Source organism: Mesorhizobium sp. USDA 4413 (genome assembly GCF_056280365.1).
In genome coordinates this window covers 6,621,194-6,645,000 of the sequence record NZ_JBVPRP010000001.1, presented here as the reverse complement: position 1 = coordinate 6,645,000, position 23,807 = coordinate 6,621,194, and the positions used below count along the sequence as shown (strand labels likewise).

Sequence of the window (23,807 nt, the reverse complement as noted above, 5' to 3'; positions counted from 1 at the left end):
AAATAGCTGGTTCTCCGCGAAATCTATTTAGGTAGAGCGTCGACCGAATACCCCAGGGGGTAGAGCACTGGATGGGCTAGGGGTCCTCACCGGATTACCAAACCTAACCAAACTCCGAATACCTGGGAGTACTAGTCGGCAGACACACGGCGGGTGCTAACGTCCGTCGTGAAAAGGGAAACAACCCTGACCTACAGCTAAGGTCCCCAAGTTATGGCTAAGTGGGAAAGGATGTGAGGATCCCAAAACAACCAGGATGTTGGCTTAGAAGCAGCCATCATTTAAAGAAAGCGTAACAGCTCACTGGTCTAAATAAGGGTCTTTGCGCCGAAAATGTAACGGGGCTAAAGCCATACACCGAAGCTTAGGGTTCGTGAGCAATCACGAGCGGTAGCGGAGCGTTCTGTAAGCCGATGAAGCCGTACCCGTGAGGGGCGGTGGAGGTATCAGAAGTGCGAATGCTGACATGAGTAACGTAAGGGGAGTGAGAGACTCCCCCGCCGAAAGACCAAGGGTTCCTGCTTAAAGTTAATCTGAGCAGGGTTAGCCGGCCCCTAAGACGAGGCGGAAACGCGTAGTCGATGGGAACCACGTTAATATTCGTGGGCCTGGAGGTAGTGACGGATCACACAAGTTGTCCAATCTTATCGGATTGAAAGGGCAGCGGAGTGGTTCCAGGAAATAGCTCCTCCTTATAGACCGTACCCGAAACCGACACTGGTGGTCAGGTAGAGTATACCAAGGCGCTTGAGAGAACTATGCTGAAGGAACTCGGCAAATTGCACGCGTAACTTCGGAAGAAGCGTGACCCTTTTTAGCGCAAGCTAGGGAGGGTGGCACAGACCAGGGGGTAGCGACTGTTTATCAAAAACACAGGGCTCTGCGAAGCCGCAAGGCGACGTATAGGGTCTGACGCCTGCCCGGTGCTGGAAGGTTAAGAGGAGGGGTGCAAGCTCTGAATCGAAGCCCCAGTAAACGGCGGCCGTAACTATAACGGTCCTAAGGTAGCGAAATTCCTTGTCGGGTAAGTTCCGACCTGCACGAATGGCGTAACGACTTCCCCGCTGTCTCCAGCATAGACTCAGTGAAATTGAATTCCCCGTGAAGATGCGGGGTTCCTGCGGTTAGACGGAAAGACCCCGTGCACCTTTACTATAGCTTTACATTGGCATTCGTAGTGGCATGTGTAGGATAGGTGGTAGGCTTTGAAGCCTGGGCGCCAGCTCAGGTGGAGCCACCCTTGAAATACCACCCTTATCACTATGGATGTCTAACCGCGGCCCGTTATCCGGGTCCGGGACAATGTATGGTGGGTAGTTTGACTGGGGCGGTCGCCTCCTAAAGAGTAACGGAGGCGCGCGATGGTGGGCTCAGAACGGTCGGAAATCGTTCGCTGAGTGCAATGGCATAAGCCTGCCTGACTGCGAGACTGACAAGTCGAGCAGAGACGAAAGTCGGTCATAGTGATCCGGTGGTCCCGCGTGGAAGGGCCATCGCTCAACGGATAAAAGGTACGCCGGGGATAACAGGCTGATGACCCCCAAGAGTCCATATCGACGGGGTTGTTTGGCACCTCGATGTCGACTCATCGCATCCTGGGGCTGGAGCAGGTCCCAAGGGTATGGCTGTTCGCCATTTAAAGCGGTACGTGAGTTGGGTTCAGAACGTCGTGAGACAGTTCGGTCCCTATCTGCCGTGGGTGTAGGAATATTGAAAGGATCTGTCCCTAGTACGAGAGGACCGGGATGGACGGATCTCTGGTGGACCTGTTGTGGCGCCAGCCGCATTGCAGGGTAGCTATATCCGGACGGGATAACCGCTGAAGGCATCTAAGCGGGAAACCCACCTTGAAACGAGTATTCCCTGAGAACCGTGGAAGACGACCACGTTGATAGGCCGGGTGTGGAAGAGCGGCAACGCTTGAAGCTTACCGGTACTAATAGTTCGATAGGCTTGATCGTTCTCATTACTTATATCCATCTTGTTCTCACTCACGCTTGTTCCGCCCTGCGGGCGGCGCTACGTGGGTGCGGCGCAACGGCGCCGACGGTCGGTCGACCTTGCGAAGCTTCGCTTCGAAAGGCGCCAGGCTAAAGAACTCCAGGGCACAACAAAGACCAGCGAACAGTTCAGAGAGAGCAGAAAATAGGTACCCCCTATCGGCTACTCGCTCATCGCTATTCGCTCAGAAAGCTTCTCGATTTGAACGTGCGTTTTGCCGACCTGGTGGTTATGGCGGAGCGGCTGCACCCGATCCCATTCCGAACTCGGCCGTGAAACGCTCCAGCGCTGATGGTACTTCGTCTCAAGACGCGGGAGAGTAGGTCGCTGCCAGGTCTGCAAAGCGCACGTTCGGCTCACATCCGGATCAGAAGGATCCGGATGGAGCTAAATCTTCTCATTGCGATTGTCGTGATGCATGTCGTTGTCCCAAAACCGCCAGGCACTTTTGGGCGACATGCATAAAGGCCCGCCAAACGGGAGCCCGGGCCGCGCAAGCGGCCCTTTCATTTGGCAGCCCCTCTTGAATCCGGTAAGCCAAAACTTACCTACATCTCGACGCGGGGTGGAGCAGCCCGGTAGCTCGTCAGGCTCATAACCTGAAGGTCACAGGTTCAAATCCTGTCCCCGCAACCAAATACAAAAGAGCCCGCCTCGCGCGGGCTCTTTTGTATTTGCTGCGAGAGCCGGCGATTTTAACCTGCATCAGGGGCCCGCAAGCAGGCAAAGCCGACGCCGCGGGACAAAAAGCCAAATCCTGCCCCCCCAACCAAATACAAGAACACTCCCGAAAGCCCTGCTCCGGGAGTGTTTTTGTTTGTAACCTCCGCCTGGGCCTTTCTCTTGCAGGCCAAGAAGCGCCGGATCCTATTGAGGCGGCCGCCCTCCATCCAGGGCTCCTGCGCCGCCAAAAGTTGCCTTCTGCAGGCTCGACCGGGTTTGGGTTCAAGGCGGGTGCCGCCTTGGCGGGCATTTGCGTTGGATCAAAGCTCGATCGTTCTTCGCCGCATAGAACGATAACGACCGGCCTTGACGCCGAGCCGTCGTGAACCGGTGGCAGCATTAATGCGTTGTGCCTCAGCCGGCGTCGGCTTGACCAGCGAAGGAATGAGAAATGACCGAGCGTCCCAGCACCAATCGCTTGTCCGCCCAGGAGTTGCACGACATAGATGCCTATTGGCGTGCCGCCAACTACCTGACCGTCGGGCAGATTTACCTGCTCGACAATCCGCTGCTTAGCGAGCCGCTTCGCTCGGATCATGTCAAGCCGCGGCTGCTCGGCCATTGGGGAACCTCGCCGGGTCTCAGCTTCATCTATGCGCATCTCAACCGCGCTATCAGACAGCGCGACGCCAATGTCATCTATATCTGCGGTCCCGGCCATGGCGGGCCCGCCATGGTGGCGAACACCTACCTCGAGGGCACTTACAGCGAGGTCAATCCGGATATCGCATTGAACGAAGCCGGGATGAAGAAGCTCTTCCGGCAGTTCTCGTTTCCAGGCGGCATCCCTAAGTCATGCGGCGCCCGACGTGCCCGGCTCGATCCATGAAGGCGGCGAGCTCGGCTACGCGCTTTCGCACGCCTATGGCGCGGCCTTCGACAACCCGGACCTTATCGTCGCCTGCGTCGTCGGCGACGGCGAGGCGGAAACCGGGCCGCTCGCCACCTCCTGGCATTCCAACAAGTTCCTCAACCCTGCACTCGACGGCGCGGTGCTGCCGATCCTTCACCTCAACGGCTACAAGATCGCCAATCCCACCATTCTTGCCCGCATTCCCGAGGAGGAGCTGCGTGCGCTGTTCATCGGCTATGGCTACGAGCCGCTGTTTGTCGAGGGCGACGATCCCGCCCTGATGCATGAGCGGATGGCGATCGTGCTCGACGATGCGCTCGAGCGCATCAAGACGATCCAGGATGCGGCCCGCAGGGCTCTGAAGACGGCGCAGTCGCGTCCGAAATGGCCGATGATCGTGCTGCGGAGCCCGAAGGGCTGGACCGGTCCCAAGGAGGTCGACGGACTGAAGACCGAGGGGTTCTGGCGCGCCCACCAGGTCCCCCTCTCCGGCCTGGCGCAAAACCCTGCGCATCTGAGGATGCTCGAGGAGTGGATGAGAAGCTACCGGCCAGAGGAGCTTTTCGATGCCGCCGGCGCGCCCGTGGCTGCGATCCGCGCCACCGCGCCGGAAGGTGAAAGGCGCATGAGCGCCAACCCGCATGCCAATGGCGGCCTGCTGCGCCGGTCCCTCGATCTGCCCGCCCTTCATGAGCACGCCGTCCCGGTCGAGCGGCCTGGCGGCGTCAAGGCGGAGTCCACCCGCGTGATGGGCGGTTTCCTGCGCGACGTTTTGACGTTGAACCAAGCCAGCAGGAATTTCCGCATCGTCGGGCCCGACGAGACGGCTTCGAACCGTCTGCAGGACGTTTTCGAGGCGACGGAGCGCGCCTGGATGGAAGAGATCCTACCGGAGGACGTCCACCTGGCGCGGGAGGGCCGGGTTCTGGAAATTCTATCCGAACATATCTGCCAGGGCTGGCTGGAAGGCTATCTGCTCACCGGCCGCCACGGCTTCTTCTCCTGCTACGAGGCCTTTACGCATATCGTCGATTCCATGTTCAACCAGCATGCGAAATGGCTAGACGCCTGTCGCGATCTGCCCTGGCGGAGCCCGATCGCCTCGCTGAACTATCTGTTGTCCAGCCATGTCTGGCAGCAGGAGCACAACGGCTTCAGCCATCAGGATCCCGGTTTCATCGACGTGGCGCTGAACAAGAAGGCGGACGTCGTGCGCGTCTACCTGCCGGCGGACGCCAACAGCCTGCTTTGCGTGACCGACCACGTGTTGCGGACGTGGAACCGCATCAACATCATCGTCGCAGGCAAAGCCAATTCCTGGCAATGGCTGCCGATCGACGAGGCGAAAGTCCACTGCGAGGCCGGCATCGGCTTATGGGACTGGGCATCGACCGACGGCGGCGCCGAGCCGGATGTGGTGATGGCCTGCGCGGGCGACGTGCCGACGCTCGAGACACTGGCCGCTGTCCAGATCCTGAGAAACCACATTCCCGAGCTCAAGATTCGCTTGGTGAACGTCGTCGACTTGATGACGCTGCAGCCGAAGGAATATCATCCGCACGGGCTTTCGGATCGCGAGTTCGATGCTTTGTTCACCAGGGACAAGCCCGTCATCTTCGCTTATCACGGCTATCCCTGGACCATCCATCGCTTGACCTACCGGCGGACCAATCACGACAACATCCATGTGCGCGGCTACAACGAGGAAGGGACGACGACGACCCCCTTCGACATGACCGTGCTCAACGGGCTCGACCGTTACCATCTGGTGCTGGGCGTGCTCGACCGTATTCCCGAACCGGCCGGTGCTCACATCCGGCTGAAACAAGCCATGAAAGGCAAGCTGATCGAGCACCAAGCCTATATCCGCGAGCATGGGCAGGACATGCCAGAGATCCTCGGCTGGAAATGGGAGCGATAGCCGATGCCGAAGCGCCAGGCTGAGAGCTTCCGACCCACAAAAGTGGCCGGAGCCACTCGACCATGACGGATGTTATTCTTGTCCTTAACGGCGGCTCATCGAGCCTAAAGTTCGCCGCCTTTCAAGGGCGCGACGAACTTAATCTGCTGGTGCGCGGCAGCGTCTCGTCGATCGGCGAGCGGCCCCGGTTTCACGTCGCGCCCACGGCGAGGACGCCGCCCTTCGACAAGAGCCTCGGCGAGCAACCGATCTCCATCGACGAGGCGTTCGAAGCCGTTGCATCCTATCTGGCGGACCGTGGCCTGTTGCGCCGGGTGCGCAGGGTCGGGCACCGGATCGTGCATGGCGGCCGGGAATTTGCCCGCGCAACGCTGCTCGACCAGCGCACGCTCGGTGCCTTGCGCGGGCTCGCGCCGCTCGCCCCGATTCATCAGGCGATCAACCTGGACCTCGTCGACTTGGCCCGCGATCTTCTGCCCGGCGCCATCCAGGTCGGCTGTTTCGATACAGCCTTTCATGCGACGCAGCCCGGTCTCGCGAGACTCTATGGCCTGCCGCACGAGATGTCGGAGCAAGGCATTATGTCCTATGGTTTCCACGGGCTTTCCTACAGCCATATCGCCAACGAGCTCCGCAACCGTTACGGCGCCGCCGCCGGCGGCAAAACGATCGTTGCCCATCTTGGCAGCGGGGCGAGCCTTTGCGCGATGAAGGCGGGCGCAAGTCATGCCACCACCATGGGTTTCTCGACGCTTGACGGCCTCGTCATGAGCACGCGTTGCGGGGCGATCGATCCCGGCGTCCTCCTGCACCTTTTGCAAGACCGGAAGCTATCGTCCGATGAACTGACCGACCTGCTCTACGAACGATCCGGTCTGCTCGGGGTATCCGGCATCTCCGGGAATATGCAGACGCTGCTTGGGTCGAAAGATCCGGCGGCCAAGCGCGCCGTCGATCTCTTTGTCTATCGTGTCGGGTGTGAGATAGGGTCGCTTGCCGCGGCGATCGGCGGGCTTGATACGCTCGTGTTCACCGCAGGCATTGGCGAACATGCGCCGCTGATCCGTCAGAGGATCTGCGAAACCGCGGGATGGCTGGGCGTTGCGCTCGACAAAGAGCTGAACGCGAACAGCGAAGAATTGGTCAGCACCGGGGATTCCTCTGTCGACGTGCTTGTCATTGCGGCCGACGAAGAGCGTGCGGTGGCTGCGGAGCTGCTCAATGTCGAAGCGGGTTGACTACGACAGCTGCTTGGCCGAGCTGCATGCGCGGGATCGCGCTCTGGCATCTAGACGCTCTCCAGGTAGGTCTCGATCTCGAAGTCGCTGACGTTGAGCGCGAACGTGTTCAGCTCCTGTCGCTTGCAGGCGACGAAGGCGTCGCGCAGCACGTCCGGGAAGATTTCGGCGACGCGCGGGCCGGCCTCGAAGGCAGCGATTGCGGACGCCCAGTCGGGCGGCAGCTTGGCGAGCGCCAGCCCCTGACCCTCGCCGCCCGTCGGCTCGCCGGGCGAGAGCTGGCGCTCGATGCCGATCAACGCCGCGCCGAGAATCGCCGCCAGCACCAGATAGGGATTGGCGTCGGCGCCGGAGACGCGATGCTCGATGCGTCGCGCGGCCGACGGGCCGCCGGGAATGCGGATCGCCACCATGCGGTTTTCATAACCCCAGGCGACGGCAGTCGGGGCATAGGATCGCGGCCGCAGCCGGCGGTAGGAGTTGAAATGCGGCGCGAACACCAGCGTGCTTTGCGCCATCGCGGCAAGCAGGCCGCCGACAGCGTGGCGCATTGTGTCGGAGCCCTGGTCCGAGCCGTCGTCGAAGATGTTGCGGCCGTGCCTGTCAAGGACGCTGAAATGGACGTGGAAACCATTGCCTGCGCGCTCGCCATAGGGCTTCGCCATGAAACAGGCGGCGAAGCCGTGCTTGCGGGCGATGCCCTTCACGGTGCGCTTGAAGAGCACGGCGTCGTCCGCGGCGCGCAGGGCGTCGGGCACATGGTTGAGATTGATCTCGAACTGGCCGACGCCGTTCTCGGCAATGGCGGTGTCGACAGGAATGTCCTGCATGCGGCAGGCTTCGTAAATATCGTGGATAAAGGCTTCGAAATCGTCGACCTCGTCGATCGAAAGCGCCGCATCGGAATCGAGACGCCGCCCGGTCACCGGCGAGACCGGCCCGACAGGCCGCTGCGATGTCGGGTCGACAAGGTAGAATTCGAGTTCGGTCGCAGTGACGGGAGTCAGGCCGAGCTCGGCATAGCGGTCGAGGATGCGGGCGAGCGCGCGGCGCGGATCGCCGAGATAGGGGGCGCCGCTGTCGTCCGCCAGCCAGACCGGCAACAGCGCCGTCGGGTGCGCCGTCCAGTTGACGGGCAGTATGCCTCGTCCCGTCCAATGACAGAGCCCGTCGGCATCGCCGGTCGAGAACACCTGGGCGTTGCCTTCGATGTCTTCGCCCCAGATGTCGAGGCCGATGGCCGAGTAGGGCATGCGCAGCTTGCCTTCAAGCGCCTTGCGCGCCTGCTCGACCGGAATGCGCTTGCCGCGCATGATGCCGTTCAGGTCGCACACCGCCGCCCGCAGGCTCTGGATGTCCTTCCTGCTGTCCAGCCACTTCAAAACGTCCGCAATCGCATCGCTCAATTCCAGCCCCTTTTCTAGGCGCTGTAGCCCTCTCGGCTACGATATCCAATTTTCAGCTTGTGAGTTCGTGAAGGCCGTCCCGGCTGGCGCCGGGTGGTTTTCCTTCATTTTTTCAATTCACTAGCCGGGATATCGGGAGGCATTTCGGGTCCAAATTGTGCGATCTGCGATCGCAACATAGCTGGCAGGTGACCGAAAGCCAAGCCGGATTCGAAAACCGCTTGTTCGGCCTTGTCAGGGGCGCAGTTCCGGAAACCTTATCTGGCCGAGAATGTGGGCAGCGCCCTCGGCGATATCGCGCACGATCGCGGCCCGCGCCCGCTCGCCGTCGCCGGCCTCGATCGCCGCCACCACCTCCTCGTGATAGTCGATGCCGAGAATGCCGGCGAGGTCGTCCTCGAAGCCGATGCGCAGATTGCGCAGGAAAGGGCCGACCTGCATCCACACCGTCTCGATCAGGAAGATCATCTGCTCGTTGCCGCAATGGCGGTAGATCGAGAATTTGAAGTCGTGGTTCTTGCGCAGATAGTCGTCTATGTCGCCGCTGCGGGCAGACTGGGTGAGCTGGGCGCTGAGACGGCGGATGGCGCGCAGGTTGTTGCCGTTGATGAACTTTGTCGCGAGCTCGGTGGCCGTGCCCTCCAGGACCGTGCGCACGTCGGTCAGTTGCTGGAAGCGGTCGGCCGAAATCAGCGGCACCTCGACGCTGCCGTTCGGCATCGGGCTCAGCGCCCTCAGCGCCTGCAGCCGGATGAAGGCGCTGCGCACCGGCATATCGCTGGTGCCGAGCTCCTTAGCGAGCTTGCGCGAGGTCAGCTTCTGGCCAGGCTGGAGCTGGCCTGACATCAGCGCCCGCACCCAGATAGACTTTTTCATGCAGGGGCACTGTATCGACAGCGGTCAGTCCGAAGCGTGTTTTGTCGGCCATTGGCTATGCGCTGCTTGATCGGTCCTGAAATCTGTTCGTCACTCGATCCGGCGCGGAGATAGCTGGCCGCCGCCGGAATAGCTGGCCGGTCGTTTCGGCCGCACGATAGACGCTCAACGCGAGCCGCCGCAAGGGCGGCCGGCATTGCTATCCGGTCCGGGCGTCGATGATCTCGACGAAGCGCGCGAACAGGCCGGCCTGCGACTTGATCTTCAGCTTGCGGTAGATGTTGCGGCGGTGGACCTTGACCGTCCCCGGGACGATGCGCAGCGCCCTGGCGATCGATTCCGTGGAATGGCCCTGGAGCACCAGGTCGACGACCTGCTTCTCGCGCGAGGTCAGGGAAAGGCTCTTCCAGATATGCGCGCGGTCGAGCTCGTTGGCCGCTGCGACGGTTTCGCCTGAAGGCTGGGCGGCACTCTCTTCGGCGGGCAAAGCGGGCCAGCGCTGCTTGCAGAAGCCGATCACCGCCGGCGCCATGTCGCGCAGCAGCCTGGCATCCGCCGTTCCGAACGGGCCGGTGGCGTGCAGCCGCATCAGCGACAGCACCAGCGCATCCTTGCCGGCTAAAGGCACGAAGAAGCCGACCTCCTCGGCAAGTTTGGTCTGGCTGTAATAGGAGCGGTAGTATTCGCTGGCATAGAAGCGGTCCGGGGCGAGCTCGCGCATGCGCCAGAAACCCTCCTTGCGCTCGACCGCGGCGTGATGGAAGGGGTCGAGCAAATACGGCCCTTCCTGGTAGAGCGCGACGAAGATGTGGCTCTCCGCCGGCGAGAAGGTCTCGAACAGCAGCGGCGGTCGCGCGGCGCCGCGATAGCCGAAGATCACGCAGTGATCGAAGCGGACATGTCCGCTGAGCCAGCGGACGATCGCCTTGCCGAAATGATCGCCGCCAGTCTCGCGCGACGCGGCGATCACGACGGCCAAAGCGTTGTAGTCGTCACTGCGGGAGGCAGCCAATCCATACCCCTCAAAATGATAAAATCGGCTGAATATACCACCTGCGAGGTATATACTAGGTGCCATTGGCTCTGCTAGCGTCATGATATTGCCTCACGCTGTCGCTGGAGCCCGTGGTTTGACTGCAGTGCCCGATATCGAATTTCGCGCGGTCACCAAGCGCTATGGCGCCGTCACCGCGGTCAGCGGCATCGACCTTGCCATCCCGCCTTCCGCTTTCGTCGCGCTGCTGGGTCCCTCCGGCTGCGGCAAGACGACGTGCCTGCGCATGATCGGCGGCTTCGAGCAGCCGAGCGAGGGCCAGGTGCTGATCCGCGGCCGCGACATGGCCGGCACGCCGCCCTACCGGCGGCCAGTCAACATGGTGTTCCAGCAATATGCGCTGTTCCCGCATCTCGATGTCGAGGAGAACATCTCCTACGGGCTGCGGCAGGCGAGGCCCAGGCTGTCGTCGCGCGAGATCGCCACAAGGGCCGGCGAGGCGCTTTCGATGGTGCAGCTCGCCGGCTACGGTCGCCGCAAGATCCACGAGCTTTCCGGCGGCCAGCAGCAGCGGGTGGCGCTCGCACGGGCGCTGGTCAACAAGCCGGCGGTGCTGTTGCTCGACGAGCCGCTGGCGGCGCTCGACAAGAAGCTGCGCACCGACATGCAGATCGAGCTGCAGAACCTGCAGCGCGAGATCGGCATCACCTTCGTGCTGGTCACCCACGACCAGGAAGAGGCATTGTCGATGAGCGATTTCGTCTGCGTCATGAATGGCGGCCGAGTCGTCCAGCTCGGACAGCCGAGCGAAATTTATGACGAGCCGGCCGACCTGTTCGTGGCGGATTTCGTCGGCAAGACCAATCTCGTCAGCGGCAGGGTGACCGGTCTCTCCGGCGACCTCGTCGACGTCGCGCTCGCCGACGGCACGGTGATTGCAGCGCGCAAACGGGTGCCGCTCAGCCGGGGCGAGGCCGTATCCGTCAGCCTGCGGCCGGAATCGCTCAGCCTTTCGGCGCCGGGAGGCGGCGTCCTGAAAGGCGTTATCCGCAACCGGATTTTCCTGGGCTCGACGGCGGAATACGCGATCGAGATCCAAGGCATCGGATCATTGCTCGCCAAGGCCGACCATGTGATCGGCCAGGGCAATCTCTTCAAGCCGGGCGAACCCGTCGCCATCGGCTTTGCCGCCGGAGCGCCGCTGGCGTTTCCGCACGCCAACAATAACGGGACAAACCAGAGGGAAGACCAACATGCCGAAATCGTATCGTGACGGACTGCCGATAACCCCCGACAAATTCGTCGACCAGTTGATGCGCCTGAAGCGCGGCTCGATCAGCCGGCGCGACTTCCTCGGCCTCACCGGCCTCGGTGTCGCGACCGCGGTGATGGCGCGCGAGCTCGGTATCATGCCGACGCCGGCCTATGCGGCCGAGAATCTCGGCGACCGCATGTCGATCGCCACCTGGCCGAACTATCACGACCCGCAGACCTTCGAGAATTTCAAGGCCGAGACAGGTGTGGCCGTCGAGGTCAACGTCTTCGGCTCGAACGAGGAGATGCTGGCCAAGCTGCAGGCCGGCGGCTCGGGCTGGAGCCTGTTCGTGCCGACCAATTACACGATCTCGACCTATAAGAAGCTCGGTATCATCGAGCCGCTAGACATGGCGAAGCTTCCGAATTTCGACGGCAAGTCGGAAGATGCGCGCTTCACCGCCGAAGGCACGATCGACGGCACGATCTACGCCGTGCCGAAGAACTGGGGCACGACCGGCTTTGCCGTCAACACCAAGAAGCTTTCCAAGCCGATGTCGAGTTGGAAGGAGTTCTGGGATACGGCCATGACCGAGGCCGACGGCCGCACCATGGTGCACGACTACCAGCTCACCACCATCGGCAACGCGTTGAAATATTACGGCTACTCGTTCAACTCGCTGAAGCAGGACGAGCTCGCCAAGGCGGAGGAGCTTCTGCTCAAGGTGAAGCCGCATCTGTTCGCGGTGTCGAGCGACTATCAGCCGTCGATGCGCTCGGGCGATGCCTGGATGACGATGTGCTGGACCAATGACGGCGCGCAGCTCCACCGCGACATCCCCGAGATCGCCTATGTGCTCGGCAAGGAGGGCGGCGAGATCTGGACCGACTTCTACGCGATCCCGAAGGATGCGCCGAACAAGCCGGCCGGTTATGCGCTGCTCAACTACCTGATGAATCCGAAGGTCGCGGTGAAGGAGCATCTGGCCAATGGCGCGCCCTGCACGGATGCACGGGTCAACGCGCTGCTGCCCAAGGAAGTGCTCGACAACCCGATCCTCTATCCGGCGGCCGAGCTGCTGAAGCCGCTGGAATTCGGCGCCGCCGCGACGCTCACCGATCCGGGCCGCGCCGAGTTGATGGCGCGCTTCAAGTCGGCTTGAGCGAGACCGGCCACAAACCCGATCCAGACAATGCGACCGGCGGGCAAATGCCCGCCGGCTCCCAACCGGCTTTCCCGATGCGCGGCAGTCTCTTTCGCAAAAATCTCGTGACGGCGCTGCTGCTTGCTCCGGCAACGCTGTGGCTGGTCGTCTTCCTGGTGCTGCCCTTCGTCGCCATCGCCATCTTCAGCGTCGGCGAGCGGGCGCCGGAGGGCGGCTATCAGGCGGCGCTGACCTTCGCGCAATACGCCAATTTGCCGGCGCGGGCGACGGCCTTCTGGAACACCATGGTGCTGGCGCCGATCGGCGCTTTGGCCTGCCTGCTCGTCGCCTATCCTGTCGCCTATTATCTGGCGCTGCGCGCGCCGCAGCGCTGGCGGCTGATCCTGCTCGCAATGATCGTCATCCCGTTCTGGACCAGCCTTTTGATGCGCACCTATGCCTGGATGTACATCCTCGGCGGGCGCGGCATCCCGGCTTTGCTTGCCTATATCGGCATCGAGGATCTGAGGCTGATCAACACGCCGGGCGCGGTGCTGCTCGGTATCGTCTACGGCTATCTGCCGCTGATGATCCTGCCGATCTATGTCAGCCTGGAACGGCTCGACCGCCGGCTGCTGGAAGCCTCGGCCGATCTGGGTGCCACGCCGCTGTCGACCTTTCTCGGCGTGACGCTGAGACTTTCGCTGCCCGGCGTGATGACCGGATTCTCGCTGGTGATGATCCTGCTGCTCGGCGAATATCTGATCCCGACGCTGCTCGGCGGCGGCAAGGTGTTCTTCATCGGCAACGCGCTGGTCGATCTCTTCCTGCAATCGCGCAACTGGCCGTTCGGATCGGCCATCGCCATCACGCTGGTGCTGGTTTCGGTCGTGGTGCTGATCGTCGCCAACCGCATCTCGACCCGCCTTTCGGGCGCACGCCGGGTGGACCTGATCTGATGCGTGCCTTCGTCGTTGCCGTCTTTGCCTTCCTCTATCTGCCGATCGCGCTGGTCGTGCTGTTCTCCTTCAACGCCGGTCATCATGCCAGCGAATTCACCGGCTTTTCCATGCAATGGTACGGCAAGGCGCTGTCCAATCCTTTCCTGGTCGAGGCGCTGAAAAACAGCCTGCTCATCGCCACGACGAGCGCGCTGCTCGCAGCCTTTTGCGGCACGGCCGCGGCGCTCGGGCTGCAGCGGGTCGGCACGCGGACGCGGGCTCTGTTCGACGCGTTGCTGGGCGCGGCCATCGTCGTTCCGGGCGTGGTCATCGGTATCTCGACCCTGGTGGCGCTGGTGCAGCTCTTTGCCGCCGTCAATCCGTTCCTCGCGTCGCTCTGGCCGACCGACCAGCCGCCGCGCCTTGCGCTCGGCTACGGCTCGATCATCGCCGCGCACGGCCTGTTCTCGATGGCGCTGGTGACGATGATCGTCGGCACCCGGCTCGGCAGCCTCGACCGCAACCTGGTCGAGGCTTCGAGCGACCTCTACGCCACGCCGCTGACGACGTTCCGCTCGATCGTGCTGCCGCAGATCATGCCGGCGGTGATCGCGGGCTTCCTGCTCGCCTTCACCTTCTCCTTCGACGACTTCATCATCGCCTTCTTCGTCGCCGGCGCGCAGACGACGCTGCCGATCTACGTCTTCGCCTCGATACGGCGCGGCGTGACGCCGGAGATCAACGCCATCGCCACGATCGTGCTCGCCGCGTCCGTCCTGCTCGTGCTGCTTGCGCAATGGCAGCTCGGGCGCCGGAAGCCATCGCCTTGAAAGACAGGTCCATGATCTTGAAAGACCGTATCGCCGTGGTGACTGGCGCCGGATCGGGCATAGGGCGCGCCGGGGCGATGATCATGGCCAGGGAAGGGGCGCATGTGGTGATCGCGGACCGTGATCCGGCGGCCGGCGAAGCAACGGCCTCCGACATCCGCGAAGCCGGCGGCCGCGCCGAGGCCATCGCCACCGATGTCGGCGACGATACGGCCGTCGAGGGCCTCATCGAGGGAACGCTCGATCGGCACGGCCGGATCGATATCCTGCACAGCCATGCCGGCATCCAGGTCGGCGGCACGCTAACGGAAGTGGGCACCGACGGGATGGACGCCTCGTGGCGCATCAATGTGCGGGCTCAGTTCCTGGCGGCGAAGACCGTCATGCCGGCGATGATCGCGCAAGGCGGCGGCGTCATCCTCAACACGGCGTCCAATTCCGGCGTGTTCTATGACCGCGAGATGATCGCCTATGCCACGTCCAAGCATGCCGTGGTGGCGATGACCCGGCAGATGTCGCTCGACTACGCCAAGCACAATGTGCGCATCAACGCGCTCTGCCCGGGTTGGGTCGACACGCCGTTCAACGCGCCGTTCATCGCGCAGATGGGCGGGCGCGACGCGATCGAAAATTATGTCCGCACCAAGATCCCGATGGGGCGCTGGGCGAGCGTGGAGGAGATCGCGGAGGCGATCCTGTTCCTCGTCTCCGATCGCTCGTCCTTCATGACGGGACAGGCGCTGGTGGTCGACGGCGGCGAGAGCATCGGCTGAGGCTCTCTTGGCAAATCGGCTACCGGTCGTTGGGATTTCCGAATGTCGGATCGCGGCGCCGCGAGTAGGCGTCGATGCGCGGCAGATCGTCGGCGAATTCCAGCCAAGGCAGCCGAAGGCGCCAATAGGCGTGGGCATGCGGCTTGAACCGCTCCGGATGATCGAAGAAGCCGATGGTGACATAGAGTTCGTCGCTCAGCCCTTCGTCGCGATAGGTGATCGAGGTGCCGCATTTGCCGCAGAAGGTGCGAACGACACCCTTCGTCCTCGAGAAGTTCCGGGGTTGGCCGCGCGTGAAGCGGAACTGGTCCGGCCGGTAGCCGACCCAGATGGTCAGCGGGCTGCCAATCGCACGGCGGCAGTCGTCGTCATGATCGAAGCAGATCCAGAACGGATCGCCCTGCATCTCGGCGGCAACCGCTCCGCAAAAACATGCGCCCGTATCGACTCTGCTTTCCATCTGATCACTCCTGGGTGTTTCGGAAATCGTCCTGTCGGCCTGCGGCGCATACGGGGAACAGTACAAGCAGGTATCCGGTTCCCTCCGCCCGTTTGGGCCAGCAATGTGCAGCGGTTCCATGGGCGGGCTTGCACTGCGAGCAACGATCGGCCAAACCATAGGCCAGGTTCTCGACAAGGCTTGTCATGCGAGCGGTAGAAAGGCTTTCCCCCACCCGGCCGTTTCCAGTCACGGCCGCATCGGCGCGCGCTTTGGCGGAGCGCCGGTAGTCATGCGCTGCTGCCGCCACGAGAACCTGCAGCGCGCGGAGGAGACCAAGGTCGGCTCGCATGTCGTTCGCGATGGCTGGACCGAAGGGGTGCAGGCGCCCCATACCCCGGCCTTTCGGCCGGTCATCAGGCGGGCGTCCGTCCTCGGATAACGCAGCTTAGATAACGCCCTACCGGAACGGACATGCCCGCCGAAGCGATCTCTCCTTCGTACGGACATGACCAATGCCTGACAATCTGAACATTTCAATCCCCGGTGCGGACACGCAAAGCTGGCTGAAGACGCATGCGATCAGCGAAGTCGAGTGCTTCGTGCCCGATGTCAACGGCGTGTTGCGCGGCAAGACCCTGCCGGTCGCCAAATTCCTGAAGTCGCTCGACGACCGGGCGCTCTACCTGCCGAGCAGCGCCTTCCTGGTTGCCATCGACGGCCGCTATTCCGGCTCCATCGACGAAGGCTTCGCCTACCAGGATCCGGACATGCGCATGGTGCCGGACGTTTCGAGCCTCTGCCTTGCACCCGGCAGCGTCGGTAAGGCCTATGTTTTCGCCGACACGTTCCACATGGACGACCGGCCGTGGATGGCTTCGCCGCGCCATGTGCTGAAAGCCGTGCTCGACCTTTATGAGAGGCGAGGCTGGCGTGCGGTGATGGCGCCGGAGCTCGAATTCTACCTGACGGCGCCAAATCCCGACCCGGATCGTCCGATCACGGCGCCGGTGGGTCGCAACGGCCGGCCGGAAAACGTGCAGCATCCTTACGACGTGCAGGCGATGGAGGAGTTCGAAGCGGTAACGCGGCGCCTTTACCAACATGCTGCTATCGCCGGCTTGCCGGTTGAGACGCTGATCCATGAATCCGGCACGGCGCAGCTCGAGATCAATCTGCTGCATGGCGATCCGCTGACGCTTGCCGACCAGGTGCTCTTGTTCAAGCGCCTGGCGCGACAGATCGCGCAAGCGAACGGCATGCACGCCACCTTCATGGCCAAGCCGATCGCGGCGCAGGCCGGCAGCGCGATGCATCTGCACATGTCGATCGTGGACAGGAAGGGCGAGCCCTTGTTTGCCGGCGAGGATGGCGAGGACAGTGAGATGTTCTCGCATTTCATCGGCGGCCTGCAGAAATACATCCCCGAAATCATGCCGCTGTTCGCACCGCATGCGAATTCCTACCGGCGCATCCGGCCGGGTCACAGTGCCCCGGCCAATATCGAATGGTCGCACGACAACCGCTCCTGCGGCCTGCGCGTGCCGCTGGGCGGCCGCGCCGCGCGGCGCATCGAGAACCGGCTGCCGGGGGCGGACGCCAATCCCTACCTTGCCATGGCCGGCTCGCTGATCGCCGGCTATCTCGGCATTGAGGAGAAGCTTGCGCGCTCGGAAGAGGCCTTCGGCAATGCCTATAAGAGCAAGAGCACACTGCCGAAGACGATGGAGGAAGCGCTTGACCGCTTCGCCGCCTGCGAGCCCGTGCGTGCGCTGCTCGGCGAGGATTTCTTCCAGACCTATTTGCGCGTGAAGAGCGTCGAGCTCGACCTGTTCCAGAGCATCGTGACGTGCTGGGAACGTGACCACCTGCTGCTCAAGGTGTGACGATGGCTTCGCGTTCGACGGGTTTCAATTCCGGTCTCGACATCGGCAAATCCTATTATGTCGCCACCGCCAATCCGGCGCCCGACCATCCCGCACTTGCCGGCGATGTCGAGGCCGATCTGGTGGTGGTCGGCGGCGGCTGCACCGGCCTTTCGGCGGCGCTGCATGCGGCCGAGCGTGGTCTGAAAGTGGTGCTGCTCGAGGGTGGCAAGATCGGCTGGGGCGCCTCGGGCCGCAATGGCGGCCAGATGATCCCCGGCCTGCGCAAGGGCGCCAGGAGCCTGGTCAAAGCCTTCGGGCCGGAACGGGCGAAGGCGCTGTTCGACCTGGCTTTCGAGGCGCGCGGGCTGGTGCTCGACATCATCGAGCGCCACGGCATCGAATGCGACTTGCGCCAGACCGGCCATCTGGTCGGCGCGGTCAGCAGCTCGGACGTGCGCGACTTCGAGGAAGAAGCCGAATGCCTCGCCAAGGTGATGAACTTCACCGATGTCGAGATCCTGTCGGCGGCCGAGGCGCGGCAGATGGTCGACACGCCCTATCAGGGCGCGGTGTTCGAGAGGCTCGGCGGTCACATGCACCCGCTCAACTATACGCTGGGGCTCGCCCGCGCCGCTTCCGCCGCCGGTGTCGTCATCCATGAGAACTCGGTTGCCGTCCGGCTGGAGCGCGAACCGTCCATCCGGGTGTTCACCGACAAGGGTTCGGTCCGGGCCAGGCATGTGGCGCTGGCCGGGGATGCGTTGCTCAAGGGATTGGAGCCGCGCGTCAACAGCCGCATCATGCCGGTCGGCAATTATATCGTCGCCACTGAGCCTTTGGGCGCGCGCAACGTCATCCCATCCAACGCCGCGGTTTCGGACACGCTGTTCGTGGTCAACTACTATCGCATGTCGGCGGACGGCCGCCTGCTGTTCGGCGGCGGCGAGCGCTACACGCCGTCACCGCCGGCCGACATTGCCGGCTTCGTGCGGCCGCATATGGAAAAGACCTTTCCGCAGCTCAAGGGCTGCCGCATCGACCATGCCTGGGGCGGCCTGGTGTCGATCACCACGTCGCGCCTGCCGCATGTCGGGCACTATGGCGAGGTCTATTTCGCGCATGGCTATTCGGGCAAGGGCGTCATCCTGTCGACGCTGTCGGGCAAGCTGCTCGCGGAAGCGATCACGGGCGATGCCTCGCGGCTCGATCTGTTCTCGACGTTGACGCCGCTGCCGTTCCCCGGCGGCACGGCGCTGCGCGGCCCGCTCTATGTGCTCGGCATGTTGTGGTACGCCATGCGCGATCGGCTGCGTCACTAGGGGTCTGCTGATATTCAGGTGAGGCCGGCCTGCAAATGGCGGTCTCCTACGCTTCCGGTGCTCACGTACTTTCAAGTACGTTCTCTGAGACCACCGTTTTCGGCTCGGCGTGACCTGAATCTCAGCAGACCCCAGGCTGGCTTTCCTGCCTCTGCCGTGGCTAATGTCGCTGCGCCGGGAACGAAATCCTGGGAAGGAACAACGATGAATATCGAGCCGGGCCGACTGACGAAGAAGGAGCGACACGAGCTGATCCTGTCGGAGGTTCGGCGCTCAGCCTCGATCCGCATCTCGAAGCTGGCGCGCCGGATCGGCGTCGCCGGCGAGACCATCCGCCGCGATCTGATCGAGCTCGGCGATGCGGGGCTCCTCAACCGCACCTATGGCGGCGCCACCATTTCGCTGGTGACATCGGAACCGGTAATCGCCGAACGCGGCCTCACCCTGGTCGACGAGCGCGCGCGCATCGGGCGCGGCGCCGCCGGACTGATCGAGAAAGGCCGCATCGTGATGATCGACGGCGGGTCGACCACCTACGAGGTCGCGCGCAACCTGTCGCAGTTCGGCCGGGACCTGACGATCATCACCAATTCCGTCGGCGTCGCCTCCGTGGCCGGCGCCAACCCCGGCTTCCGCGTCATCCTTTGCCCCGGCACCTATGACAGCCGCGAGGCCGCCGTGCTCGGCGAGGACACGGTCGAATTCGTGCGCCGATACAATGCCGATGTCGCGATCATCGGCGCCTCGGCGCTGAATGCCGAGGGCCCAAGCGACATGATCTCGGGCGCGGCGGCGGTGAAGAGGGCGATGATGTCGCGGTCGCTATCGACGATGCTGGTGGTGACCAATGACAAGTTCGGCCGCAGCGGGCTCGAACGCGTCTGCGCGCTGAGCGAGATTTCCGATGTCGTCACCGATCGCGAGCCGCCAGCCGAGCTGCGCGCCGCGATCGACGAGGCGGGCGGCGAGCTGCACGTCTTTGCCGAATAATTCTCCGGCTCCATCTCTTTGGTTCGCGCAATTCCGGACGGAAGGCTACGGCGAAGGCGCCGAGCCTAACCTCTCACACTTCTCCTAGAATTGCTTTAGGCGTCGCGATTGGTCAGCGCGATATGGCAGCAGCCGGAGCCGTGGCCGGGCGTCCAGGTGACATTGGCAAAACGCACGCCGGTCGCCTCGAACAGGCCGCGGTCGAAGGCACCGGCGATGCGGCAGAGCGTGGCGAGTTTCTCCGCGCCGACTCCGGCCTCGACCCAGGCATCCTTCAGCGGGCAGCGCTTGACCTTGAAGGCAATGTGACCAGGCCCGCGCTCGACATCGGTCGGATACATGCGGCCGCCATCGGGGCTGACGGCGAGGAACGCCTCGCCGATCGCCGGCGCATCATTGGGGCCGAAATCGGCGAAGGCCACCGCGGCGACTTCCCGGCCGCGCTTTTCGATCGTGCGGATCATGACCGCCTCGGCTTTCTCGGCACCGAGCTCGGCCGTCAGCTCGTCGAGGAAGAGACGATAGAGGTCGGCGCGGTTGCGGAAGGCGGAGTCGAGCTCGCGCGACAGTTTTTCGGCTCTGGCTGCTTCAGGATCGATCATGGTGGTTCCTGATTTTGTTGTTTGACCATGATCTTGTCCGCAAACCGGTTGCCACTTTGCGGGATCATGGTCGGTTTCTGATGAGCTTCGGCGTCGCCGCCACCAGCGCCTTGCCGATCGCCGATTGCGGGTTGGCGATGACGGCGCGGGCATCGCCGCTTTCGGCGATCCGGCCGCTATCCAGGATGACGATGCGATGCGCCACGGCGCGGATGACGCCGAGGTCATGCGAAATGAACAGATAGGCGATCCGTTCCTGACGTTGCAGGTCGAGCAGCAATTCCAGGATTTGGCCGCGCACCGAGACATCGAGCGCCGACACGGCTTCGTCGAGCACGATAAGCGACGGGTGCGTGGCGATGGCGCGGGCGATCGCCACGCGCTGGCGCTGGCCGCCGGAAATCTCGTGGATGGCGCGCGCGGCAAGGCCGGCATCAAGGCCGACGCGCTCCAGCAGCGCCGCGATGCGGCGCGGGCGCTCGGCGCGTGAGGCGATGTTGTGAATGCGCAGGGGATCGTCCAGCACGCGTCCCACGGTGGCGCGCGGATTGAAAGCGGCGAGCGGATCCTGGAACACCATCTGGATGCGTGCGCGGCGTGCGCGCAGCGCGGCGCCCGACAGCGCAAGGAAGTCCGCGCCTTCGAAGTCGATGCGGCCGGCATCGGGCTCGATCAGCCGCAGCACCAGCCTGGCGATGGTGGATTTGCCGCTGCCGGACGGCCCGGCGAGCGCCAGCGTCTCCGCCGGGCCGATGTCGAAGGACACGTCGTCGACCGCGGCGAAAGGCTTGCCGCCACGATGGTAGCGCTTGGCAAGGCTGGAGACGGCAAGCACGCTCATGCCGAGGCGCCTTGGCGGTCAAGCAACGGCTCGGCGTCGAGGCCGAGATGGGCATCGAGCAGGGCACGTGTATAGGCGTGGCGGGGCGCATTGACGATCTGGCGGGTCTCGCCGAGTTCGATCAGTTCGCCGTGACGCAGCACCGCGATGCGATCGGCAAGCGCGGCCGCAAGCGCGATGTCGTGGCTGATGAAGATGAGCGTCATGCCGTCCTCGGCCACCAGCCTGCGGATCAGGGCGACAATCTCGGCCTGCACGATGGTGTCGAGCGCGCTGGTCGCTTCGTCGGCGATCAACAGCATCGGTTCGGCGGCGATGGCGGCGGCGATGGCTACGCGTTGCTTTTGACCGCCGGAGAGCTGGTGCGGATAGGCGTGGAGAGCCGAGTCCGGATCGGGGAGGCGGACGCGTTCGAGGAGAATCTTGGCTCTAGTGAAGGCTTCGCGCCAAGTGAGGTGGAGATGGGTGCGGGCGACTTCGGCGATCTGCTTGCCGATCGGCATGACCGGATCGAGGCTGGACGAGGGGTCCTGGAAGACGAAGCCGATGTCACGGCCGCCAATAGGTCGAAAATGCAGAGGCTGGCGATCCTTCACACCCCCCTCTGTCCTGCCGGCCATGTACGGCAGGACAGAGGGGGGTGTGACAGAACGAGGCTTTTGTAATTGGCCTGCTGACCATTCGATGGTTCCATCCACAAGGGTACCGCTCGGCAACAACCCCGCGACCGTGAGCGCCAGCGTGCTCTTGCCCGAACCGCTTTCGCCGATAATCGCCAGGCGCTCTCCCGCGAGAACATCCAGGCTGACACTCTTCAGCGCCGGCACCTCGGCACCGTCGCGGCGATAGGCCACCCCTAAATCCCGGATCGAGAGCAGCGCGGTCACGACAGGCTCCTGCGCACGGCTGCGCTTTCCACCACGCCTTCGCCGGCGAGGTAGACGCCGAGTACGGTGAGTACCAGCGCGATGCCGGGCACGACCGACAGGAAAGGCGCGGTGCGCAGCACCGCGCGCCCCTCGGCGATCATGCCGCCCCAGGTGACGCGGTTGGGGTCGCCGAGGCCCAAGAAGGAGAGCGCGGCTTCGGTGAGGATCGCCGCCGCAACAATCACCGAGGACAGCGCCAGCACCGGCGGCAGCGCGTTGGGCAGCACTTCGCGAAAGGCGATTTCGAGAGGGTGCATGCCGAGGACGCGCGCGCCGGCGACATAGTCGCGTTCGCGGATCGAAAGCACCTCCGCGCGCGCCACCCGCGCGGGTCCTGTCCAGGCGCCGAGCGCGATCGCGGCGACGACGACGCCGAGCGATGGCCCGACGATACTGACGAACGCGAGCGCGAGCAGGAAGCTCGGCACGGTCTGGAAGGCGTCGGTGATGCGCATCAGCACTTCGTCGACCAGACCACCGGCGAAACCGGCCAAAGTGCCGATGATCGAGCCGATGAGGAGAGCCGCTGCAGCCGCAGCCAGCCCAACCGCCAGCGAGGTGCGGGCGCCATGGAACAGCTCGGCCAGCACGTCGCGGCCGAGCCGGTCGGTGCCGAGCGGCAGCGACCAGTCCTGGAACGGCGGCAGCAGCGCCGGGCCGGCGATCGCCTGCGGGTCGCCGGAAAAGAGCAGCGGCGCCGCCAATGCCATGACGACGAGCAAGGCGAGGATCGAGGCGCCTGCGATCGCTTCCGGCGTGCGGAAGAAATGGCAGAGGCGGTTCATGCGCTTGCCTCGCTGGCGCCGACGCGCGGATCGAGGACAGCGTAGGCGAGATCGACCAGAAGGTTAATGACGACGACGAGGACGGCGCTGACCAGAATGATGCCGAGCAGCAGCGGTGTGTCGCGCCCGGCGACGGCCTCCTGCGCCAGCCGGCCGAGGCCGGGCACGGCAAAGACGCTTTCGATGACGACGCTGCCGCCCAGCATCTGCGCCGATTGCAGGCCGAGCATGGTGACGAGAGGCAGAAGCGCATTTCGGGCAACATGGGCGAGCACGATGCGGCGTTGCCGCAGGCCTCTGGCGCGGGCGGCGAGCACGAAATCCTGCCGCCAGGCTTCCGCCATGCCGGCACGCATCATGCGCAGATAGAGCGCGAGATAGATGAAGCCGAGCGCGGACACCGGCAGCACGAGATGGGTGGCGATATCGGCCGCCCGCGCCAATCCGGTTTTGCCGGAGGCGATGGTCTCGATGCCGCCGATCGGCAGCCAGCGCAAATCGACGGCAAAGACGACGATGAGCACGAGACCGAGCCAGAAGCCGGGCACGGCATAGAGCGCCAGCGAGCCGATCGCCAGGAAGCGGTCGCGGAAGCTGCCGGGTCTGGCGCCGGCATAGATGCCGAGCGCCGAGCCGAGGCCGAAGGACAGCGCGGTGGCGCTGCCCATCAGGATGAGTGTGGTCGGCAGGCGTTCGAGGATGACGTCGCGGATCGCCCGCGAGAAGGTGACGGACTGGCCGAGGTCGAGATGGAGCAGCGCCCAGAGATAGTTGGCAAGGCGCGTCAGCTCGGACTGGTCGAGGCCCCAGCGGTGACGCAGCAATTCGATCATGCCGGCGTCGCCGCCGGTCGAGACGATATAGGCGTCGACCGCGTCGCCGGGCGCGGCTTCGAGGAGGAGGAAGCTGCCGATGATGACGATGAGCAGGACGAAGACGCTGCCGACGAGGCGGCGGCGCAAGAGGCGGAGGGCGCGGGTCATGCGCGCCTCGGTGGGTTGGCAGTACCTTGGCTGGGAATGCGTCCAGGCACCCCCCTCTGTCCTGCCGGACATCTCCCCCGCAAGGGGGGAGATTGG

General features: G+C 63.8%; 18 protein-coding genes, 1 tRNA gene, 2 rRNA genes and 1 pseudogene (1 of these 22 cut by a window edge). 13 read left to right on the top strand and 9 right to left on the bottom strand.

Annotated elements, in window-relative coordinates:
• The 5 genes and pseudogenes from ACVMIM_RS32285 to ACVMIM_RS32265 form a co-directional block, all read left to right on the top strand.
• A 23S ribosomal RNA gene (locus ACVMIM_RS32285) occupies nt 1-1,961 on the top strand; it begins 919 nt to the left of the window's first position.
• A gap of 261 nt (nt 1,962-2,222) precedes the next feature.
• Nucleotides 2,223-2,337: ribosomal RNA gene (gene rrf, locus ACVMIM_RS32280) — 5S ribosomal RNA — on the top strand.
• 223 nt (nt 2,338-2,560) lie between these two features.
• Nucleotides 2,561-2,637: transfer RNA gene (locus ACVMIM_RS32275), tRNA-Met, on the top strand.
• A gap of 478 nt (nt 2,638-3,115) precedes the next feature.
• Nucleotides 3,116-5,498, top strand: a pseudogene (locus ACVMIM_RS32270) (phosphoketolase family protein).
• Nucleotides 5,499-5,560: 62 nt separating this feature from the next.
• Nucleotides 5,561-6,736 (top strand): acetate/propionate family kinase, encoded by a 1,176-nt coding sequence (locus ACVMIM_RS32265; protein ID WP_476116999.1) that lies wholly within the window; start codon nt 5,561-5,563, stop codon nt 6,734-6,736.
• Nucleotides 6,737-6,786: 50 nt separating this feature from the next.
• On the opposite strand, the gene ACVMIM_RS32260 is transcribed toward ACVMIM_RS32265, so the two are convergent.
• From ACVMIM_RS32260 to ACVMIM_RS32250, 3 genes are all read right to left on the bottom strand, one after another.
• Complete coding sequence (locus ACVMIM_RS32260) at nt 6,787-8,142, bottom strand: glutamine synthetase family protein (RefSeq protein ID WP_476116997.1); 1,356 nt, start codon at nt 8,140-8,142, stop codon at nt 6,787-6,789.
• A 234-nt stretch (nt 8,143-8,376) separates the two neighbouring features.
• On the bottom strand, nt 8,377-9,018 hold the full coding sequence (locus tag ACVMIM_RS32255) for a GntR family transcriptional regulator (RefSeq protein WP_476116995.1): 642 nt from the start codon (nt 9,016-9,018) through the stop codon (nt 8,377-8,379).
• A 199-nt stretch (nt 9,019-9,217) separates the two neighbouring features.
• A complete protein-coding gene (locus tag ACVMIM_RS32250) occupies nt 9,218-10,030 on the bottom strand; it encodes a LuxR C-terminal-related transcriptional regulator (RefSeq protein ID WP_476116993.1) in 813 nt (270 codons plus the stop codon).
• 118 nt (nt 10,031-10,148) lie between these two features.
• Here ACVMIM_RS32250 and ACVMIM_RS32245 point away from each other — a divergent pair, with 118 nt between their 5' ends.
• The 5 genes from ACVMIM_RS32245 (at nt 10,149) to ACVMIM_RS32225 (ending at nt 14,955) form a co-directional block, all read left to right on the top strand.
• The gene (locus ACVMIM_RS32245) at nt 10,149-11,285 is read left to right on the top strand and encodes an ABC transporter ATP-binding protein (protein ID WP_476116991.1); all 1,137 of its coding nucleotides are present in this window, start codon (nt 10,149-10,151) and stop codon (nt 11,283-11,285) included.
• Nucleotides 11,266-12,429, top strand: a complete 1,164-nt coding sequence (locus ACVMIM_RS32240) for an ABC transporter substrate-binding protein (RefSeq protein ID WP_476116989.1) — start codon at nt 11,266-11,268, stop codon at nt 12,427-12,429. Before ACVMIM_RS32245 ends, ACVMIM_RS32240 begins: the two co-directional genes overlap by 20 nt.
• 77 nt (nt 12,430-12,506) lie before the next feature.
• Nucleotides 12,507-13,370, top strand: a complete 864-nt coding sequence (locus ACVMIM_RS32235; protein ID WP_476116988.1) for an ABC transporter permease — start codon at nt 12,507-12,509, stop codon at nt 13,368-13,370.
• Nucleotides 13,370-14,182: an ABC transporter permease gene (locus tag ACVMIM_RS32230; RefSeq protein ID WP_476116986.1), complete on the top strand. Its 813-nt coding sequence runs from the start codon at nt 13,370-13,372 to the stop codon at nt 14,180-14,182. Before ACVMIM_RS32235 ends, ACVMIM_RS32230 begins: the two co-directional genes overlap by 1 nt.
• An 11-nt stretch (nt 14,183-14,193) precedes the next feature.
• On the top strand, nt 14,194-14,955 hold the full coding sequence (locus ACVMIM_RS32225; RefSeq protein WP_476116984.1) for an SDR family NAD(P)-dependent oxidoreductase: 762 nt from the start codon (nt 14,194-14,196) through the stop codon (nt 14,953-14,955).
• 19 nt (nt 14,956-14,974) lie between these two features.
• Here the strand turns inward: ACVMIM_RS32225 and ACVMIM_RS32220 are convergent, their stop codons facing one another.
• Entirely contained in the window at nt 14,975-15,415 is a 441-nt protein-coding gene (locus ACVMIM_RS32220; protein ID WP_041003733.1) for a GFA family protein, read from the bottom strand.
• Between the two features lie 494 nt (nt 15,416-15,909).
• On the opposite strand from ACVMIM_RS32220, the gene ACVMIM_RS32215 reads away from it, so the two are divergent.
• From ACVMIM_RS32215 to ACVMIM_RS32205, 3 genes are all read left to right on the top strand, one after another.
• Nucleotides 15,910-17,280, top strand: a complete 1,371-nt coding sequence (locus ACVMIM_RS32215) for a glutamine synthetase family protein (protein ID WP_476116982.1) — start codon at nt 15,910-15,912, stop codon at nt 17,278-17,280.
• A gap of 2 nt (nt 17,281-17,282) precedes the next feature.
• Nucleotides 17,283-18,581, top strand: a complete 1,299-nt coding sequence (locus ACVMIM_RS32210; RefSeq protein ID WP_476116980.1) for an NAD(P)/FAD-dependent oxidoreductase — start codon at nt 17,283-17,285, stop codon at nt 18,579-18,581.
• A gap of 204 nt (nt 18,582-18,785) precedes the next feature.
• Nucleotides 18,786-19,571, top strand: a complete 786-nt coding sequence (locus ACVMIM_RS32205) for a DeoR/GlpR family DNA-binding transcription regulator (protein ID WP_476116978.1) — start codon at nt 18,786-18,788, stop codon at nt 19,569-19,571.
• 95 nt (nt 19,572-19,666) lie between these two features.
• On the opposite strand, the gene ACVMIM_RS32200 is transcribed toward ACVMIM_RS32205, so the two are convergent.
• The 5 genes from ACVMIM_RS32200 to ACVMIM_RS32180 form a co-directional block, all read right to left on the bottom strand.
• The gene (locus ACVMIM_RS32200; RefSeq protein WP_041003727.1) at nt 19,667-20,173 is read right to left on the bottom strand and encodes an L-2-amino-thiazoline-4-carboxylic acid hydrolase; all 507 of its coding nucleotides are present in this window, start codon (nt 20,171-20,173) and stop codon (nt 19,667-19,669) included.
• 64 nt (nt 20,174-20,237) lie between these two features.
• The gene (locus tag ACVMIM_RS32195) at nt 20,238-21,014 is read right to left on the bottom strand and encodes an ABC transporter ATP-binding protein (RefSeq protein WP_278051731.1); all 777 of its coding nucleotides are present in this window, start codon (nt 21,012-21,014) and stop codon (nt 20,238-20,240) included.
• The gene (locus tag ACVMIM_RS32190) at nt 21,011-21,901 is read right to left on the bottom strand and encodes an ATP-binding cassette domain-containing protein (RefSeq protein ID WP_476116976.1); all 891 of its coding nucleotides are present in this window, start codon (nt 21,899-21,901) and stop codon (nt 21,011-21,013) included. Before ACVMIM_RS32190 ends, ACVMIM_RS32195 begins: the two co-directional genes overlap by 4 nt.
• Nucleotides 21,898-22,728 carry an ABC transporter permease gene (locus ACVMIM_RS32185; RefSeq protein ID WP_476116975.1) on the bottom strand — a complete coding sequence of 277 codons (831 nt, stop codon included), beginning with the start codon at nt 22,726-22,728 and terminating at the stop codon, nt 21,898-21,900. Before ACVMIM_RS32185 ends, ACVMIM_RS32190 begins: the two co-directional genes overlap by 4 nt.
• Nucleotides 22,725-23,711 carry an ABC transporter permease gene (locus ACVMIM_RS32180; protein ID WP_476116973.1) on the bottom strand — a complete coding sequence of 329 codons (987 nt, stop codon included), beginning with the start codon at nt 23,709-23,711 and terminating at the stop codon, nt 22,725-22,727. The genes ACVMIM_RS32185 and ACVMIM_RS32180 overlap by 4 nt, the downstream gene beginning before the upstream one ends.
• Nucleotides 23,712-23,807 lie beyond the last annotated feature (96 nt).

Bases quoted from the DNA above. Each gene is read 5' to 3' on its own strand.
- ACVMIM_RS32225 (WP_476116984.1), top strand. From the start codon at position 14,194: ATGATCTTGAAAGACCGTATCGCCGTGGTGACTGGCGCCGGATCGGGC.
- ACVMIM_RS32215 (WP_476116982.1), top strand. From the start codon at position 15,910: ATGCCTGACAATCTGAACATTTCAATCCCCGGTGCGGACACGCAAAGC.
- ACVMIM_RS32220 (WP_041003733.1), bottom strand. From the start codon at position 15,415: ATGGAAAGCAGAGTCGATACGGGCGCATGTTTTTGCGGAGCGGTTGCC.
- ACVMIM_RS32200 (WP_041003727.1), bottom strand. From the start codon at position 20,173: ATGATCGATCCTGAAGCAGCCAGAGCCGAAAAACTGTCGCGCGAGCTC.
- ACVMIM_RS32185 (WP_476116975.1), bottom strand. From the start codon at position 22,728: ATGAACCGCCTCTGCCATTTCTTCCGCACGCCGGAAGCGATCGCAGGC.
- ACVMIM_RS32210 (WP_476116980.1), top strand. From the start codon at position 17,283: ATGGCTTCGCGTTCGACGGGTTTCAATTCCGGTCTCGACATCGGCAAA.
- ACVMIM_RS32205 (WP_476116978.1), top strand. From the start codon at position 18,786: ATGAATATCGAGCCGGGCCGACTGACGAAGAAGGAGCGACACGAGCTG.
- ACVMIM_RS32265 (WP_476116999.1), top strand. From the start codon at position 5,561: ATGACGGATGTTATTCTTGTCCTTAACGGCGGCTCATCGAGCCTAAAG.
- ACVMIM_RS32255 (WP_476116995.1), bottom strand. From the start codon at position 9,018: ATGAAAAAGTCTATCTGGGTGCGGGCGCTGATGTCAGGCCAGCTCCAG.
- ACVMIM_RS32180 (WP_476116973.1), bottom strand. From the start codon at position 23,711: ATGACCCGCGCCCTCCGCCTCTTGCGCCGCCGCCTCGTCGGCAGCGTC.
- ACVMIM_RS32235 (WP_476116988.1), top strand. From the start codon at position 12,507: ATGCGCGGCAGTCTCTTTCGCAAAAATCTCGTGACGGCGCTGCTGCTT.
- ACVMIM_RS32240 (WP_476116989.1), top strand. From the start codon at position 11,266: ATGCCGAAATCGTATCGTGACGGACTGCCGATAACCCCCGACAAATTC.
- ACVMIM_RS32195 (WP_278051731.1), bottom strand. From the start codon at position 21,014: ATGAGCGTGCTTGCCGTCTCCAGCCTTGCCAAGCGCTACCATCGTGGC.
- ACVMIM_RS32230 (WP_476116986.1), top strand. From the start codon at position 13,370: ATGCGTGCCTTCGTCGTTGCCGTCTTTGCCTTCCTCTATCTGCCGATC.